The organism is Flavobacterium sp., assembly GCF_046293665.1.
In the GTDB taxonomy this organism is placed as follows: domain Bacteria; phylum Bacteroidota; class Bacteroidia; order Flavobacteriales; family Flavobacteriaceae; genus Flavobacterium.
Map to the genome: position 1 here is coordinate 836,367 of NZ_JBKBOL010000001.1, position 15,957 is coordinate 852,323.

The window sequence follows — 15,957 nt, forward strand, 5'->3', positions numbered from 1 at the left end:
ATTCAATCGCTATGACTTATCTTTGTAGCTAATTAACTCTTTTTATTGTCTATGAATAATGCAGTTGCCGGTTTTTCCAAATTGTCTAAAGAAGAAAAAATCAATTGGATTGCCAAAGAATATTTCAGTAATCCAACGGAAGCGATTACTACCATCAAACAATATTGGAACAACGATGCCCAATTGCAACAATTGCATGATGAGTTCATAGAAAACACGATTTCCAATTTCTATTTGCCCATGGGTATTGCGCCAAATTTTCTCATCAATGGGAAATATTATTCAGTGCCAATGGTAATTGAAGAAAGTTCGGTGGTTGCGGCAGCTGCCAAATCAGCTAAGTTTTGGAGTACTCGCGGCGGGTTCAAAGCCACTGTTTTAAATACAGAAAAGATTGGGCAAGTTCACTTTTTATTCAAAGGCGATACGGCTAAGTTGCAAACCTTTTTCAATTTCATAAAACCAACTTTAATCGATTCTACCGAAAACATTACTAAAAACATGCAAAAGCGTGGTGGCGGAATTTTAGGATTGGAACTCAGAGATAAAACATCCGAACTAGATAATTATTACCAATTGCATGCAACTTTTGAAACCAAAGACAGTATGGGCGCGAATTTCATCAATTCGTGTTTAGAACAATTGGCGAAAACGTTAAAAGAAACAGCACAAGACTATACCAATTTTAACGAAGCCGAAAAGAACATTACTGTCGTGATGAGCATTTTGTCTAACTATGTTCCGAATTGTATTGTTCGTGCCGAAGTTTCCTGTAAAGTAGAAGATTTAGCAGAAAAAAAAATAGAAAATCCAGAAGAGTTTGCCGAGAAATTTGTGCAAGCTGTTCGCATTGCCGAGATAGAACCTTATCGTGCCGTAACGCACAACAAAGGTATCATGAACGGTGTTGATGCGGTAGTTTTGTCCACCGGAAATGATTTCCGTGCCGTTGAAGCCGGAGTTCATGCTTATGCTTCAAGAACCGGACAATATTCGAGTTTGTCACATGCTAAAATCGAGAATGGTATTTTTACTTTTTGGATGGAAATTCCTTTGGCTTTAGGAACCGTTGGTGGATTGACTTCGTTACATCCATTGGTTAAAATGGCTTTGGAAATCTTAGGCAAACCTTCGGCAAAAGAATTGATGCAAGTGGTTGCCGTTACCGGATTGGCGCAAAATTTCGCGGCACTTCGTTCTTTAACAACAACCGGAATTCAAGAAGGCCACATGAAAATGCATTTGAATAATATCCTAAACCAATTTGAAGCCACCGCAGAAGAACGAAAAGCCATTGCCAAACATTTCGAAAAAAATACCGTGACGCATGCTGCCGTAGTGGAATTGATTGAAAATTTAAGAAAATAGTCTTGAAAAAAACCTTTTACAGCAACGGGAAATTACTCATCACAGGAGAATATGTAGTACTTGATGGTGCCAAAGCTTTTGCGTTACCTACGAAATACGGTCAAAATTTAATCATTGAAGAAGCTGACAATAACATCATCGAATGGACGAGTTATGACAGCGATAAAAGCATTTGGTTTGAAGACTATATTCCATTTTCATCAATTGTTAGAAAGGAACGCCATGACGATGCCAAAAGTGTTAAAAATACTTTAATTGAAATTTTGCACGAAGCCTATTTGATGAATTCAGAATTCATTACAGCATCAAAAGGTTATAAAATTACTACCGAACTTACTTTTCCCAAATTATGGGGTTTAGGGACGTCTTCAACCTTAATCAATAATATTGCTCAGTGGTTACAAATTGATGCTTTTGAGCTGCTGAAAAGAAGTTTTGGCGGTAGCGGTTACGATATCGCCTGCGCTCAAAATGATTCCGGAATTTTATACCAAATTGTCGATGATAAACCGGTCGTGGAAATTGTAGATTTCAATCCTGATTTTACGGATAAAATTTTCTTTGTCTATTTGAATAAAAAGCAAAACAGCAAAAATGCGATTGCGTCTTATTACAGCAACCAAGTTGATATTCGAAAAACGATTCCGGTGATTAATGAAATTACCAGGTCGGTTGTTGCTGCAATTGAACCCAAAACATTCGCTTTGGCTTTGGCACAACATGAAATTGAGTTGAGTAATATTTTAGAATTGGCAACCGTAAAAGAAGCGCTCTTTAACGACTTCAATGGCGTAGTCAAAAGTCTTGGTGCTTGGGGCGGCGATTTTGTGATGAGTATTTCAAAAGAAGATCCAACCGAGTATTTTAAAGAAAGAGGTTTTGAGATTGTCATTCCTTACGATGAAATGATATTATAATAAAAAACCCTGAAGTTTAAGCTTCAGGGTTTTTTTATGGTTGTAATTTACTACTAGTAAAAATCAGCTCTGTTGTCTTGGATGTCTGCATCATTTTTCAACGCTTGCATAAATCTTCCGGCATTTCCAACAACTTGTGGTTTTAACTTATTCACATAGTCGGTATATTTTGGAAGTGCTGGCGCTTTAGCAACAGTTTTAGTTACCAAAACATAAACACCTGAATTACCATCGATAGTTTTTGAAATCTGGCCTGCTTTTGAAGAGAAAGCGGTTCCTACTACTTTTGGTTCAAATCCGGCACCCGGAACGGCCGCATTTTCAAGGGTTAAATCAACGGCAGTCATCACCGTTACTTTATTTGAAGCAGCGATAGCAGCCAATGAACTTCCGGTCATTTTTGCTTTGATCATTTCAGCTTTCTTTTTGTTTTTCAAAAGACCTTCCACTTGTGGTCTGGCTTCTTCAACAGACATTAAGCCTTTTTCAGTTACTTTTTTCAATTTGGCAATTACGTGACCAACATTTGTTATTTCAAAACGTTTAACATCATTAATGTTAGTGTCACGTGCAAAAGCCCATTTCACAATCTGTCTTTGGTTACTGATTTGACCAAAGTTATCATCGATTGGTTTTACTCTTACAGATGGATTAACCGTTAATTTTGCTTCTTTGGCTAGAGTAGCAAAATCTTTATTGGCAGCATCCATTTCAAACTTAGTAGCTTGTGTGTAAATTTTGTCATTAGTAGCTTCAGATGGCTCAATTTTTTCTGCAATAGTAGCTAATCTGATAGCATCTTGTTTATCGGTAACGTTGATAATGTGGTAACCGAATTCAGTTTCTACTAAACCAATTTTTCCAACCGGATTATTGAACACGAAATCATTAAATGGTTTTACCATTTGGCCTGGACCGAAATAACCCAAATCACCACCTTGTTGTGCGGATGAATCATCAGAATTAGACATTGCTAAAATCATGAACATCGATGGATTGGCTTGTGCTTGTGCCAATAAACCTTCTGCTTTGGCTTTGGCCTCTTCTTTGGTTCTTTTTTCTTTTTTGTTAGGTACTTGAGTACCTTCCCAACTGATTAAGATGTGACTTGCTTTTGATTTAGCACCAGCTTTTCTTCCTAAAGCTTTAGAAATACAATAGTAGTTGCTAAACATATAAGGTCCGTAAACTTCACCTGTTGCCAATGCAAATAATTTATCAGCGTGTTCTGCCGGTAAATCTTGTTTGGCGATATAAGTTGAGTCAAAAGGAATATCAGAATTTTGGTTTACAAAGTCAGCCACGTTTTTAGCCGATTGGAAACTAGGAATTGTATCGTTTTTGCCGTTTTTGAATTCAATACGACTGGTCAATAATGAATTGATTTTGTTTTTAACTTCTGCTTCGTCTTCAGCAGATGGTTTTTCTTGGATAAGAACATAATCCAATTCACGAGTTTCTTCTGATTTGAATTTTTTCTCTTTGGTTTTCATGTAAGCTAAAATCTCTTCGTCAGTAATTTTAACGTCACTATCTTTAATACTTGAGAAAGGAACGGCAACAAAATCAAAAGTCACTTTGTTCATTTCAGCTTCATATTTGAATTTACCTTCAGCTTCAGTAGTGTATAAACCACCTTTAACCAACGAATTGTAAATTTGGTATTTGGCATTTAATTCAGCATCTTCTTCTCTTTGTTTCAAGATTTGAATTCCTTCAGGATTAGATTTGAAGTAATCTTTGAATTTTTTCACGTCAAATTTTCCGGTAGCATCTAAAAACATTGGGTTTTGTCCAATGTTAGGATCGGCTTTGAATACTTCAACGATGTGTTTTTCACCCACGCGCAAACCTAACTTTTCAAATTCAGCCGTAAGTAAAGCAATGCTTACTTCTTGGTTCCAAACTTGGTTTGAAGCTTGCAGAGTAGTCATTTGTTGGCCATTTTGTCCGTTTTTTTCAACGTTTGCTACCTTGGTTCTAAAGTCTTCGTAAGCAATATCTTTTCCATTAATGCTTCCCACGTCTTTAGAGATGCTTTTGAATCCATTGCTGAATAAATCCTGCACGACAAAAGCCAATAATGCAAAACCTATAAGTATTAATAGTAACCCTGAGCGATTTCTAATTTTTGATAAAATTGCCATTTCTAATCTTGTTAATTTTTAATTCAGTTTGCGAAAATACAATTATCTGTGAAATAATAATACTCACTTAGTTATAATTTCAACTATTTTTCAATTTTTTTTACAGAAACTAATCGAATAGTGTCATTTTGACCAATTCAATTTTCTTATTTGTGGCTTCTTCAATGGTAAATTGGAAGTTTTCGATGGTGATTTGGTCTCCTTTTTGCGGAATTTCTTTGGAAAAATCTACTATGAATCCGCCTAAAGTGCCATAAGAATCACTTTCGGGTATGTTTAATTTGTATGTTTCATTCAGGTATTCTACATCTAACCTAGTGGAAAACATATAAGTAACTTGGTCCAGTTGCTCTTCAACCAAAGCTTCGTCTGAATCGTGTTCGTCTTCAATTTCGCCAAAAAGTTCTTCTACGATGTCTTCAATAGTTATAATCCCCGAAGTTCCGCCGTATTCGTCTAAAACTACGGCTACGCTTTTTCGTTTTTTCGTAAGCAAATTCAGCACGTCTTTGATGAAAATGGTTTCAGGGACAAATTCTACCGGAATCATTACCGATTTGATGGTTCTTGGTTTTCTAAAAAGTTCGAAGGAATGCACATACCCCACGATATCATCCAACGTGTTGATATAAACTAAGATTTTTGAATAGCCTGTTTCTATGAAAAGTTCTCTTAAATCAACGACCGAACTGTATAAGTCAACAGCGACTAATTCGGTTCTTGGTGTCATCACATCACGAGCTTTTACTCCGGAAAATTCTAGGGCATTTTGAAAAATTTGTATTTCAGAATCTACAGTTTCATGGTCTTGAACAGCATTCATTTGTTCCGAAATATAATTGCCCAATTCTATTTTGCTGAAGGAAAGCGTAATTTGATCTCCTTCAGTTTTAAAAAATTTCTTCAAAACATAATCTGAAATCCAAATCATAAAGGAAGAAATGTAGTAAAACAACCAGTAGAAGAAATAGGCCGGCAAGGCAAAAAACTTCAGGAAACTATTGGCGTAAATTTGAAAAAAAACTTTGGGTAAAAACTCTGAAGTCATTAAAACAATCAAAGTCGAAATAAGGGTTTGTAATAACAAATTGGTTAAATCGGAGAACTGATATCCTAAAGTGATGAACCAACGCATCAACAAGTCGCCCATGAAAAATCCGTAAATAACCATAGCGATATTGTTGCCTACAAGCATGCTGGCAATAAACTTTGAAGGTTTTTCGGTTAGTTTGGTAAGGATTTTAGAAATAAAATTATCTTGTTTTTTTTCAATTTCAAGATAAATTTTATTCGAAGAAACAAAGGCTATTTCCATCCCGGAAAAAAATGCGGAAAGTATCAAACTTAAGATGATGATTCCGATTTCCATGAATTATGGTTTTTTATTGCGCTCAGCAAATTTTCGGGCAAATCTTCTTCTGAAGAAAAAGGTAAACACACAAACTGCAGCAAAAAGGGCGCTGATAATGAAATTTTCATTGTCTTGCCAACTGATAAAAGCGTCAACGGCAAAAAGAACTGCAGCAAGCAAATAAGCGTATTGGGTAAATCTTAAATAGTTCATAGTTATTCTGATGATTGGACTTGTCCGGATATTTTTTGGGAATTTACTTTTTTAAAGTCTTTACTAAAATCGATTCCTTCACCATAAGAAACCCCTTTTAGTGAAGTAAATTTAAACTTTTTTTCGGTAAAAAACCATTCGTTTTTTTGGTCGTAATACAATTGTTCGGTTTCTAATAACTCGCCGTTTTGGGTAGCTATTTTTACGTCGCCTTGTAAATCGATGATATTTGTCGTTTTATATGAAACGGCATAATTGGCATCGATTAGGGTTTGCCTTCCGTTTTTATCGAATAAGGTCAAATGCATGCCTTTAGGGAATTCGGTATAAGGAAAGGCTACTGTTGCATAATCGAGCATTTTCGGACTGATTAAATTGGCGGTAATTCTGCCGGAATCAGTATATTTTAAGTTGATAGAATCAGCATCGCCACTTGGTGTAAATTCGGAAACGCTCATTTTTTGAACCTCTCTGAAATTACTTTCACAAGAAACAATCAGTAAGCAAAACAATACTGCTAAAATTGGAATACTATTTTTAATAGTGTGTTTCATTATTTTGCCGGGAAAGTGATGGTTTCATTAATCCAACATCCTATGGTTAATGATTTGCCATTCATTTTTTCTTTGTTGATTTCGGCTTGCGTAGGCGCTTTTGAAGCTAGTTTTTCTACTATTTTATCCGCGGCAGCTTTCATTTTTGGTTCTGACAATATAGCTTTTTTTGCCGTTTGTAGTGCTAAATAGTGGATGGCCTTTTTTTCAAAATCTGTCTTTCCGCATTCTTCTGCGCCATTGGTGTAAAGTTCAGCTAAAAACAAGTAAGCTCTTCCCATTGACGGATTGGCTTGTAATGATTTGATTAGACTTTCTTTGGATTTGGCTTTGTCGCCAAACAATAAACCCGTGCCTAAGGTGTAGTAAATTTTTGCTTTTTCAAGCGGATTGGTTTCCAGTTCGGCTGACTCTTGGTAAAACTGTATAGACTCATCGAATTTCTTTTGCTTTAAGGTTGCTACAGCCATAAAGTGAGCTGATTTGGCAGTAGCTTTTGCGGCATATAAGTTTTGCGCCATGGTATTGAAAATCGGTTTAGCACTGCACTTATCGCCAAGGTTTGTTAAAGCACTCACAATCCAATCGTTATTGTCTTTGTTTAGTTCGTATTTTTTTTCATAATACATGGCCAAATTATCGCAGGTTGCTAAGTCTTTAGCCAAAGCGTTAATACCGCGTTGCGCTGTTTTGTAATCATTGGCTTTATCTGAATTAGAATTTTGTAAATTAGAAAGCATTGCGTTAACTAGAGTGTATTTGTCCAAAACAAATTCTGAACTGAACTTAGGGTCGCCGGCTTTGTATTTTTCATGGCACAAACTAAAGTAAGTGTAAATGGCATTAGCATTGGTGATATTGCTTGAGGCTTTGGAAAAACCACTGTCGAGTAAACTTAAAACCTCGTTGGTTGCTTCAATTTTATTATCATGTAAAGCCATGGCTTTTCTGACTTCGAAATCGGTTGTGGTTTCAGGGAAGTTTTTATTGTATTGGTCATACAATTTCATCAAGTCACGCACCAAAGTTTCTTTTTCTTCTGCATTTGCAGCATTGTCAATTTTATATTGAAGAATTAAGATACCGTCTTGATAAACGACTTCGCTTTGTTTGGGACAATTTTTTCTCACTTGGCTCCAAGAGTCAAAAGCATCCGTAATGTTCCTAACCTTAAAAAATTCTTGGTAGGTTGTTATTGTGGATGAACAGTCAAACTTTTGAGCATTGCTAATTGTAATAAACAAGATAGCAATCAGAGAAAAAAATGCTTTCATAATGAATAATTTTAGTCAATTTTCCGTTTCACAAACCACCGGTCGCTTAGCGATAAACCAACACTGATATTAAAATAGTTTTCTTCTACCAAGTTGTAATAAGTTGTACCTCTTTTGCCCATTTCCAACCCGATGTTGATTTTGGAAAAAGTACCGCCTAATGGAAGTCCGAAACCAAGATTTACAGCAGTATCAGTAATGGATTTGCCTTGAATAACCAAGCCGGTATTTTCATAACGCAATCCGGCACGGTAGGTAATCCTTTTGAAATAACTTGAATAGGAGTTAAAGTTAGGAATAAAATAGCCACCTAAGCTATATCTGGTAGCGTTTTCGAAAGAAGCGCCTTCAATATCTGTAAATCGATTTGAAGTTACACTGGTGTTTAAAAAAGTTACTTCTCCACCAATCAACCATTTTTTTACTTCTCCGAAACCAGAGCCGAATGCTAATTTTGAAGGTAATTTGATAGTAGTGTCATCGACAGGAACTTCAAGAGTTTCTATAGGTATTATTCTGTCGCCACTTGAAAATTGTATTAAATCTATACTTCTGGAATTGTTGAGATTTAGTTCAGACTCCGGTGTGTAGGTTAGGCTACTGAAAAAAGTTTGTTTTGCGTTTAATTTTGTTTGGTAGGTAGCACCAAAATTCACATTGAATCCTTTTATGCCTGAAATGTTTGTTTCTCTTGTTCCATATTGAATAAAATTTGCTCCTGTCTGATAACGTAAATTCTCGGTTTCTATAGTGCCAAAATTGTATTGGATATCGGCACCGATGTTGATTTTTTTGGTTAATTTATAACCGGCACCTAAAAACACTTTATTTACACCACCAATTCCGTTATATCTTGAATAAAGAGGACTTGCATCATTTGATAAAGTTTCGATTTTGTATCCAACAGAAGAATAAGGAATCAAACCAAATCCAAAGCCTAATTTTCCGACCGGTATTCCAATCGCCAAGTAATCAAAAGCGGTTCTTCGTGCTTTTGCTTCTTGGGTTTCTGTTTTTGACTTGGTATTGGCGTGAGTTCCTCCAATGCCAAAAACAGTTAGTTTAAGACTGGCAAATTGTGCCGGATTTTGAAGATTTAAATGAATACTGTCCGGGAAAACAGAAACACCACCCATGGAACGGGTATCAACGGTTCCTTTAAATTTGATATCGCCAATTCCGTAAAAAGAGTACGGTGATGAAGTTCCTTCTTGGGCTAAGGCAGACAATGAAACAAGTAAACAAAGGCTTACTATAATTTTTTTAATCATTTTTGATTGTATTGAAAAGTTTGGTTCAAACTTTCCAGTAGAAAATTTGAATTGGCAAATATGGTATTTTTTAATCGTTTAGCCAAAAATTCTGCATCGCCACCCGTTAAAATTATGATAAATTTAGCGTATTGGGCTCTATATTGATTGATAAAACCATCAATTTCAAGTGTTATACCATTGACTATCCCTGAGTGTATGGATTCTTCGGTGGAATTTCCGATGACATATTCAGGGTAAGTTTTGGTTAATAGAGGCAATTTTGCTGTGAATTGATGTAATGATTCATACCGCAAACGAATACCCGGAGAAATAGCACCACCCAAGTATTGATTGTATTCATCTACAAAATCATAAGTAATGCAAGTGCCTACATCAATAATTAAACGATTCTGATTGGGAAATTGTAAAGTGGCACCGGTGGCTAAGATCAATCGGTCGATACCAAGGGTTTTTGGCGTAGTATATAAGTTATCAAACGGAAACTGACTTTCATGAGAAATAAAGTAAATGGAAACCTTTTTTTCAAAAGTAAGAAAGACAGATTTGTCTATATTTCCAACCGAAGCGATGACAATTGACTTAATTTCTGAATGTTTTTCTAAAATAAATTCAATTTTTTCTATCAATTCTTTTTTATAGAAAGCAATCGCTTCTAAAAGAGTATTGTCTTCAAATACAGCAGCTTTGATTCGGGTATTTCCAACATCTATGGCTAATAGCATACGAGTATTTTTTAATGAGGCTAAGTTACGAATAGATTTTTTTTATTATTTGTTTTGGATAAATTAAAAATCGTTCTATATTTGCACCCGCAACAAAGCAAGGTATCTTAGCTCAGTTGGTAGAGCAATGGACTGAAAATCCATGTGTCCCTGGTTCGATTCCTGGAGATACCACAACAAAACCTCGATAAGAAATTATCGGGGTTTTTTGTGTTTAGAAATCCATGTGTCTCTGTTTCCCCCGAAGCTTCGGGGCTGGAGATACCACGATAAAACCTCGATAAGAAATTATCGGGGTTTTTTGTGTTTAGAAATCCATGTGTCTCTGTTTCCCCCGAAGCTTCGGGGCTGGAGATACCACGATAAAACCTCGATAAGAAATTATCGGGGTTTTTTGTTTTCAGTTATTCTGCAAGTCAAAAAAACTTCTTGAACTGCATTTAACATAAAAATATGAGGTAGTTTCTAATTTTTTCACTAAAATTGACCTCTTTTATAATCAATCCTTACAATGAAATTAAAACAAGCAGTTGTACTGTTCTTATTAACGAGCTTTTCGCTATCGGCACAACAAAAAATAAGTGTAGAAGAAATTTACACAGGAGCATTCAGAGCACAAGGCATGGACGAACTCATCGCCATGAAAAACACCAACCAGTATACAGTGCTGAATTTTGACAGAACCACGAGAACCATGCAAATCGATTTATATGATTTTGCTACGCTAAAAAAAGTAAATACCTTAATTGACACTAAAAACTTTACAGCATTAGCCAACGGGATTGACAGCTATGTTTTTAGTAAAGACGAAAAACAATTGTTGATTGCCAATAATACCAATCCAATCTTCCGTCACTCTTTTACTGCAGATTATTTTCTTTATAATTTAGAGACTAAAAAATTAACCAAAGTCTTGGAACAAGCGCAAGAACCAACTTTTTCTCCTGACGGTACAAAAATAGGTTTCGCCAAAACAAACAACCTTTTTATTTACGATATTGCTTCCGCAAATGTTACTCAGGTGACTTCAGACGGAAAGAAAAACAGTGTCATCAACGGAATTACCGATTGGGTTTATGAAGAAGAGTTCGCCTTCGTTAGAGCTTATGATTGGAGTGCCGATGGCAAAAAATTAGCTTACATCCGATTTGATGAAAGCGCAGTACCCGAGTTTTCCATGAATGTTTTTAAAAAAGATTTATATCCAACGGTCGAAACTTTCAAATATCCTAAGGCCGGAGAAAAAAATGCTTTGGTTTCTTTACATATTTATGATGTGACTTCGACTGCTTCAAAAAACATCAGTTTAGGAAATTACAATGATTTTTACATCGCCCGAATGAAATGGACCAATGATGCCAATGTGCTTTCGGCCCAAGTGTTAAATCGCCACCAAGATAATTTAGACTTGCTTTTTATTGATGGAACGACCGGAACAGCCAAAGTGGTTTTGAACGAAAAAGACAAAGCCTATGTTGATGTGACCGACAATTTAACCTTCTTAAAAGATAACAGTTTTATTTGGACCTCAGAAAAAGACGGATACAATCACATTTATTTATATGACAAAACCGGTAAGTTGAAAAACCAAGTGACCAAAGGCAATTGGGAAGTGACAGCTTATTATGGTTTTGACGAAAAAACGAAATCGGTTTTCTATCAATCGGTAGAGAACGGTTCAATCGGTAGAGATGTTTACCGAATTGGTTTAGACGGAAAAAATAAAGTGAAATTATCGCAACAAGTCGGAACGAATGCCGCAACTTTTAGTCCGAATTTTGAGTATTTTATCAATACCTATTCAAGTGCGACCCAGCCAACGGCTTATACCTTGAACAGTTCTAAAGACGGAAAACAAATTCAATCCATTGTTGACAACAATGCTTTAGCCGAAAAACTTAAAAAATACGATTTACCTAACAAAGAATTCTTCGAATTAACCACCGAAAAAGGACACAAGTTAAATGCTTGGATGATCAAACCTAAAGATTTTGATGCTACTAAAAAATATCCCGTTTTTATGTTCCAATATTCCGGTCCGGGTTCACAACAAGTCGCTAATCAATGGTTAAATGCTAATGATTATTGGTTTATGATGCTGTCTCAACAAGGTTATATTGTAGCTTGTGTTGACGGAAGAGGTACCGGTTTTAAAGGCGCAGCTTTCAAAAAATGTACGCAAAAAGAATTGGGTAAATTTGAAGTAGAAGACCAAATCGATGCGGCAAAAGTAATCGGAAATTATGCTTATGTAGATAAAACCAGAATCGGTATCTTTGGCTGGTCTTATGGCGGATTTATGAGCAGTAATTGTCTTTTCAAAGGCGCGGATGTTTTCAAAATGGCAATAGCCGTTGCTCCGGTAACCAATTGGAGATTCTATGACAGTATTTATACGGAAAGGTATATGCAAACACCACAAGAAAATGCTAGTGGTTATGATGACAATTCACCCATTAATCACGTAAGTAAACTAAAAGGTAAATTCCTTTTAATCCATGGAACAGCCGATGACAATGTACACGTTCAAAATACCATGCAAATGATTGAAGCATTAGTGCAAGCCAACAAACAATTTGATTGGGCGATTTATCCCGACAAAAACCATGGCATTTACGGAGGCAAAACCAGAATCCAATTGTACAACAAAATGACGAATTTTATCAAAGAGAATTTATAACTAACCAATACAAACTAAAACCAATATTATGAGTGAAACTACAGTAAAAACAGGACATCCTAAAGGGCTTTGGGTGCTTTTCGGAACCGAGATGTGGGAAAGATTCAACTTCTACGGAATGCGAGCGATTCTAACCTTGTTTATGGTGAATTCATTGATGATGAAAGAAGAGGAAGCTTCTATTATTTATGGAGGATTTCTTGGACTTTGTTATTTGACGCCAATGTTAGGAGGCTTTATTTCTGATCGTTTTTTCGGAAATAGAAATTGTATCATGCTAGGAGGTGCCATGATGGCGATTGGACAACTGATGTTGTTTTTCAGTGCCAGCGTTTTTAGTACCAATTTAGGTTTAGCTAATACTTTAATGTGGACAGCTTTAGGGGTAATTGTTTTTGGTAATGGGTTTTTCAAACCAAACATTTCCTCAATGGTAGGAAGTTTGTACCCAAAGCAAGAAAAATCAAAATTAGATACAGCCTTTACTATTTTCTATATGGGAATCAATATTGGAGCATTTTTGGGCCAGTTTATTTGTCCGCTAATTGGAGATGTAAAAGATCCTGGCGGAATCAGAGATGTACATGCTTTTAAATGGGGATTTTTGGCAGCATCTATGGCGATGATTATTGGAACGGCTATTTTCTTCTTCTTGAAAAATAAATATGTAGTTACCCCGGAAGGCAAGCCAATTGGAGGAAAGCCGTCAGGACATGATGCAGGAGATTACGAAGAAGGGGAATCGCAAAAAGCAGTTTTCTCTATGAAATCTATAATTACAGCATTGGCAGTTTTTGCGGTTGTATTCTTTATTTTTAACTATTTTACAGAAGGAGAAAATGTAGTGAAAATTTACATTTACCCATTCATTTATGCTAGTGGAGTTTCACTCGCTACTTTAATATTGTTAGATAGTACATTGACAAAAGTGGAAACCCAGCGTATTTGGGTAATTTATATCATGTCATTCTTTATTATTTTCTTTTGGGCTGCATTTGAACAAGCAGGTTCATCATTGACATTTATTGCCGACAACCAAACCGACAGAAATATTTTTGGTTGGAATATGCCACCATCAATGGTGCAAATTTTTAATGGTTTATTTGTGGTAATCTTTGCTTTCCCATTCAGTGTGCTTTGGGACAAGTTGAGAGCAAGAAATAGTGAGCCGCTTTCTACAGTTAAACAATCAATAGGTTTGCTTTTAATTGCAGTTAGTTATTTTATCATCGCCAATAATGTAAAGGATTTAGGAAACTCAGGTTTGCTAGCCATCAAATGGTTAATTCTATTGTATTTGATTCAAACGTTTGCTGAGTTGTGTTTGTCTCCAATCGGATTGTCTTTGGTTGGTAAATTAGCTCCAAAGCGTTTTGCTTCTTTAGCGTATGGTGTATTCTTTATTTCTAGTGCTGCTGGATATGCTTTGTCCGGAACTTTAGGCTCAATTCTTCCGGCAACAGGAGACAAATTTAAAAAAGCGTCTGAGTTAGGAATTGATTTACAAGGTGTTTTAGACAAGTCTGTTGTGCCAACAGCAGAGCAAACTAAATTGTTGGCAGACAACCAAATTACAGACCATTATCCTTCATTTGCAGGATTTGAAATTACAAGTTTATATGAATTCTTTATGGTGTTTGTAGTGCTTTGTGGAATTGCTTCAATCATCTTGTTTTTATTGACACCAGTAATCAAAAAAATGATGCACGGTGTGAGATAATCACCAATTAAAAATATTTTTATATCTTTCAAACCTACAAGAAATCCTTGTAGGTTTGTTTTTTTAAATCAAAAATTATGTGGAAAAGTCATCCTAAAGCATTGCCTTATTTGTTTTTATCCGAAATGTGGGAACGATTCGGGTACTATTTAATGATTGGAATTTTTACGCTTTATCTCAAAGATGTCGAGGCCGGATTTGCCATGACCGAGAAAGAAGCGTCCGATTTGTATGGTACTTTCATCGCTTTAGTGTTCTTAACACCATTCATAGGCGGATTGGTAGCCGATAGGTATTTTGGATACAAAAAATCAATTGTCATTGGCGGATTAATGATGGGTACCGGTTATATGTTGATGGGAATTCATGATATTACAATGCTTTACATAGCCATGACTTTGGTTATTTTGGGTAACGGATTCTTTAAGCCCAATATTTCCACACTCTTAGGAAACTTCTACAACGATGAGCAATACAAGGACAAGAAGGACGAAGGCTATAATATTTTCTATATGGGAATCAATGTCGGAGCTTTTATCTGTAATTTCTTTGGCGCTGCTTTACAAATCTTATTAGGTTGGCAATACGCTTTTATGGCTGCCGGTGTCGGAATGCTTATTGGTGTTGTTGTTTTCTTAATGGGAACTAAACATTACGGTGATAAAACAGAAAAAAAAGGAATCCAAGAAGGCGATATGCCATTCTATAAAATTGTACTTTTTATTTTAGTACCATCGGTTATTTTCGGAGTAATCGGTTGGTTTTTAAAAGGAGTAACTTCTGATGCCAATCCTAACAGTTATATTTTTGGTTCGGATAGTACTGATGCGTTTATCTTCGCTTGTATTCCGGTGATATTCTTTTACGGAAGTTTATATTTCAAAGCCAAAGCCGAAGACAAAAGACCTATCGGGGCTTTGTTGGCCATTTTTGCCGTAGTAATCTTGTTTTGGGCAGTATTCAAATTGAACGGTTCAGCGCTAAATACTTGGGCAGATCGTTATACGGACAGAGAAATAACCGGAACAACACAAACAGTTTTCAATGGCCTCAAATTGTCGAAAGAAGTCGAATACAAGAAAGATTCAACAGAATTATATGACGCCGGATTCCGTCTGCAAAAAGAAAATGGCGAAGTAAAAAAGGTTGTTGATTATCCAATCTATTTCAGAAACGTAAAAGAAGAAAAGAAACCCGAAGAAGGAAATAAAATCAGTATTTGGGCAACCAATTTAAGTCAGTCTATCAATCCGGGATGGGTCATTATTTTAACCCCATTAATCGTAGCTTTTTTTACTTATTTGCGCAGCAGAAAAAAAGAACCTAGTACACCAACTAAAATCGCTTTCGGATTATTAATTTCCGCTTTATCAGTTTTAGTCATGGTGGCAGCAGTTCATATCGGCAACAACGGAAGCGAGAAAGTTTCTGTTTGGTGGTTGGTGGCTAATTATGGAGTAATCACCATTGGAGAATTGTTCTTAAGTCCCATGGGATTGTCAGTAGTTTCTAAATTGTCCCCAAAAAACATTACTGCATTAATGATGGGCGGTTGGTTTTTATCCACTTCTATCGGAAACAAATTAAGTGGTGTTTTGGCCAGTATGTGGGATACTTACGATGATAAAGCCGACTTTTTCTGGGTAAATTTCGGTTTGCTGATGTTTGCTACTTTGCTGATGTTTGCTTTAGTGAAGAAATTGAATAAAGTAATGCAAGAAAAAGGGATAAACTAAT

Annotated in this window: 12 protein-coding genes and 1 tRNA gene; 6 read left to right on the plus strand and 7 right to left on the minus strand. The window is 35.9% G+C overall.

What is annotated here, in order from left to right:
• Positions 1 to 51: 51 nt before the first annotated feature.
• The gene (locus ACK4R1_RS03770; RefSeq protein ID WP_409683829.1) at positions 52 to 1,368 is read left to right on the plus strand and encodes a hydroxymethylglutaryl-CoA reductase, degradative; all 1,317 of its coding nucleotides are present in this window, start codon (positions 52 to 54) and stop codon (positions 1,366 to 1,368) included.
• Between the two features lie 2 nt (positions 1,369 to 1,370).
• Positions 1,371 to 2,285: a GYDIA family GHMP kinase gene (locus ACK4R1_RS03775; protein ID WP_409683831.1), complete on the plus strand. Its 915-nt coding sequence runs from the start codon at positions 1,371 to 1,373 to the stop codon at positions 2,283 to 2,285.
• Positions 2,286 to 2,338: 53 nt separating this feature from the next.
• Here the strand turns inward: ACK4R1_RS03775 and ACK4R1_RS03780 are convergent, their stop codons facing one another.
• The 7 genes from ACK4R1_RS03780 to ACK4R1_RS03810 form a co-directional block, all read right to left on the minus strand.
• Positions 2,339 to 4,432: a peptidylprolyl isomerase gene (locus ACK4R1_RS03780; RefSeq protein ID WP_409683833.1), complete on the minus strand. Its 2,094-nt coding sequence runs from the start codon at positions 4,430 to 4,432 to the stop codon at positions 2,339 to 2,341.
• A 109-nt stretch (positions 4,433 to 4,541) separates the two neighbouring features.
• Positions 4,542 to 5,801, minus strand: a complete 1,260-nt coding sequence (locus ACK4R1_RS03785; RefSeq protein ID WP_409683835.1) for a hemolysin family protein — start codon at positions 5,799 to 5,801, stop codon at positions 4,542 to 4,544.
• 3 nt (positions 5,802 to 5,804) lie between these two features.
• Positions 5,805 to 5,996: a hypothetical protein gene (locus ACK4R1_RS03790; protein ID WP_409683836.1), complete on the minus strand. Its 192-nt coding sequence runs from the start codon at positions 5,994 to 5,996 to the stop codon at positions 5,805 to 5,807.
• 2 nt (positions 5,997 to 5,998) lie between these two features.
• Positions 5,999 to 6,550 carry an LPS export ABC transporter periplasmic protein LptC gene (gene lptC / locus ACK4R1_RS03795; protein WP_409683838.1) on the minus strand — a complete coding sequence of 184 codons (552 nt, stop codon included), beginning with the start codon at positions 6,548 to 6,550 and terminating at the stop codon, positions 5,999 to 6,001.
• Complete coding sequence (locus tag ACK4R1_RS03800) at positions 6,550 to 7,824, minus strand: tetratricopeptide repeat protein (RefSeq protein WP_409683840.1); 1,275 nt, start codon at positions 7,822 to 7,824, stop codon at positions 6,550 to 6,552. The genes lptC and ACK4R1_RS03800 overlap by 1 nt, the downstream gene beginning before the upstream one ends.
• Before the next feature lie 11 nt (positions 7,825 to 7,835).
• Complete coding sequence (locus tag ACK4R1_RS03805) at positions 7,836 to 9,095, minus strand: hypothetical protein (RefSeq protein ID WP_409683842.1); 1,260 nt, start codon at positions 9,093 to 9,095, stop codon at positions 7,836 to 7,838.
• Complete coding sequence (locus ACK4R1_RS03810; protein ID WP_409683844.1) at positions 9,092 to 9,820, minus strand: type III pantothenate kinase; 729 nt, start codon at positions 9,818 to 9,820, stop codon at positions 9,092 to 9,094. The genes ACK4R1_RS03805 and ACK4R1_RS03810 overlap by 4 nt, the downstream gene beginning before the upstream one ends.
• A 101-nt stretch (positions 9,821 to 9,921) precedes the next feature.
• Here ACK4R1_RS03810 and ACK4R1_RS03815 point away from each other — a divergent pair.
• The 4 genes from ACK4R1_RS03815 (at position 9,922) to ACK4R1_RS03830 (ending at position 15,956) form a co-directional block, all read left to right on the plus strand.
• Positions 9,922 to 9,994: transfer RNA gene (locus ACK4R1_RS03815), tRNA-Phe, on the plus strand.
• A 337-nt stretch (positions 9,995 to 10,331) separates the two neighbouring features.
• On the plus strand, positions 10,332 to 12,500 hold the full coding sequence (locus tag ACK4R1_RS03820; protein WP_409683846.1) for a S9 family peptidase: 2,169 nt from the start codon (positions 10,332 to 10,334) through the stop codon (positions 12,498 to 12,500).
• Positions 12,501 to 12,528: 28 nt separating this feature from the next.
• On the plus strand, positions 12,529 to 14,220 hold the full coding sequence (locus ACK4R1_RS03825; protein WP_409683848.1) for a peptide MFS transporter: 1,692 nt from the start codon (positions 12,529 to 12,531) through the stop codon (positions 14,218 to 14,220).
• A 77-nt stretch (positions 14,221 to 14,297) separates the two neighbouring features.
• Positions 14,298 to 15,956, plus strand: a complete 1,659-nt coding sequence (locus ACK4R1_RS03830) for a peptide MFS transporter (RefSeq protein WP_409683850.1) — start codon at positions 14,298 to 14,300, stop codon at positions 15,954 to 15,956.
• The last annotated feature ends 1 nt before the right edge of the window (position 15,957 follow it).

Coding starts and splice junctions, on each gene's coding strand:
- ACK4R1_RS03770 (WP_409683829.1), top strand. CDS start 52: ATGAATAATGCAGTTGCCGGTTTTTCCAAATTGTCTAAAGAAGAAAAA.
- ACK4R1_RS03780 (WP_409683833.1), bottom strand. CDS start 4,432: ATGGCAATTTTATCAAAAATTAGAAATCGCTCAGGGTTACTATTAATA.
- ACK4R1_RS03785 (WP_409683835.1), bottom strand. CDS start 5,801: ATGGAAATCGGAATCATCATCTTAAGTTTGATACTTTCCGCATTTTTT.
- ACK4R1_RS03790 (WP_409683836.1), bottom strand. CDS start 5,996: ATGAACTATTTAAGATTTACCCAATACGCTTATTTGCTTGCTGCAGTT.
- lptC (WP_409683838.1), bottom strand. CDS start 6,550: ATGAAACACACTATTAAAAATAGTATTCCAATTTTAGCAGTATTGTTT.
- ACK4R1_RS03800 (WP_409683840.1), bottom strand. CDS start 7,824: ATGAAAGCATTTTTTTCTCTGATTGCTATCTTGTTTATTACAATTAGC.
- ACK4R1_RS03805 (WP_409683842.1), bottom strand. CDS start 9,095: ATGATTAAAAAAATTATAGTAAGCCTTTGTTTACTTGTTTCATTGTCT.
- ACK4R1_RS03810 (WP_409683844.1), bottom strand. CDS start 9,820: ATGCTATTAGCCATAGATGTTGGAAATACCCGAATCAAAGCTGCTGTA.
- ACK4R1_RS03820 (WP_409683846.1), top strand. CDS start 10,332: ATGAAATTAAAACAAGCAGTTGTACTGTTCTTATTAACGAGCTTTTCG.
- ACK4R1_RS03825 (WP_409683848.1), top strand. CDS start 12,529: ATGAGTGAAACTACAGTAAAAACAGGACATCCTAAAGGGCTTTGGGTG.
- ACK4R1_RS03830 (WP_409683850.1), top strand. CDS start 14,298: ATGTGGAAAAGTCATCCTAAAGCATTGCCTTATTTGTTTTTATCCGAA.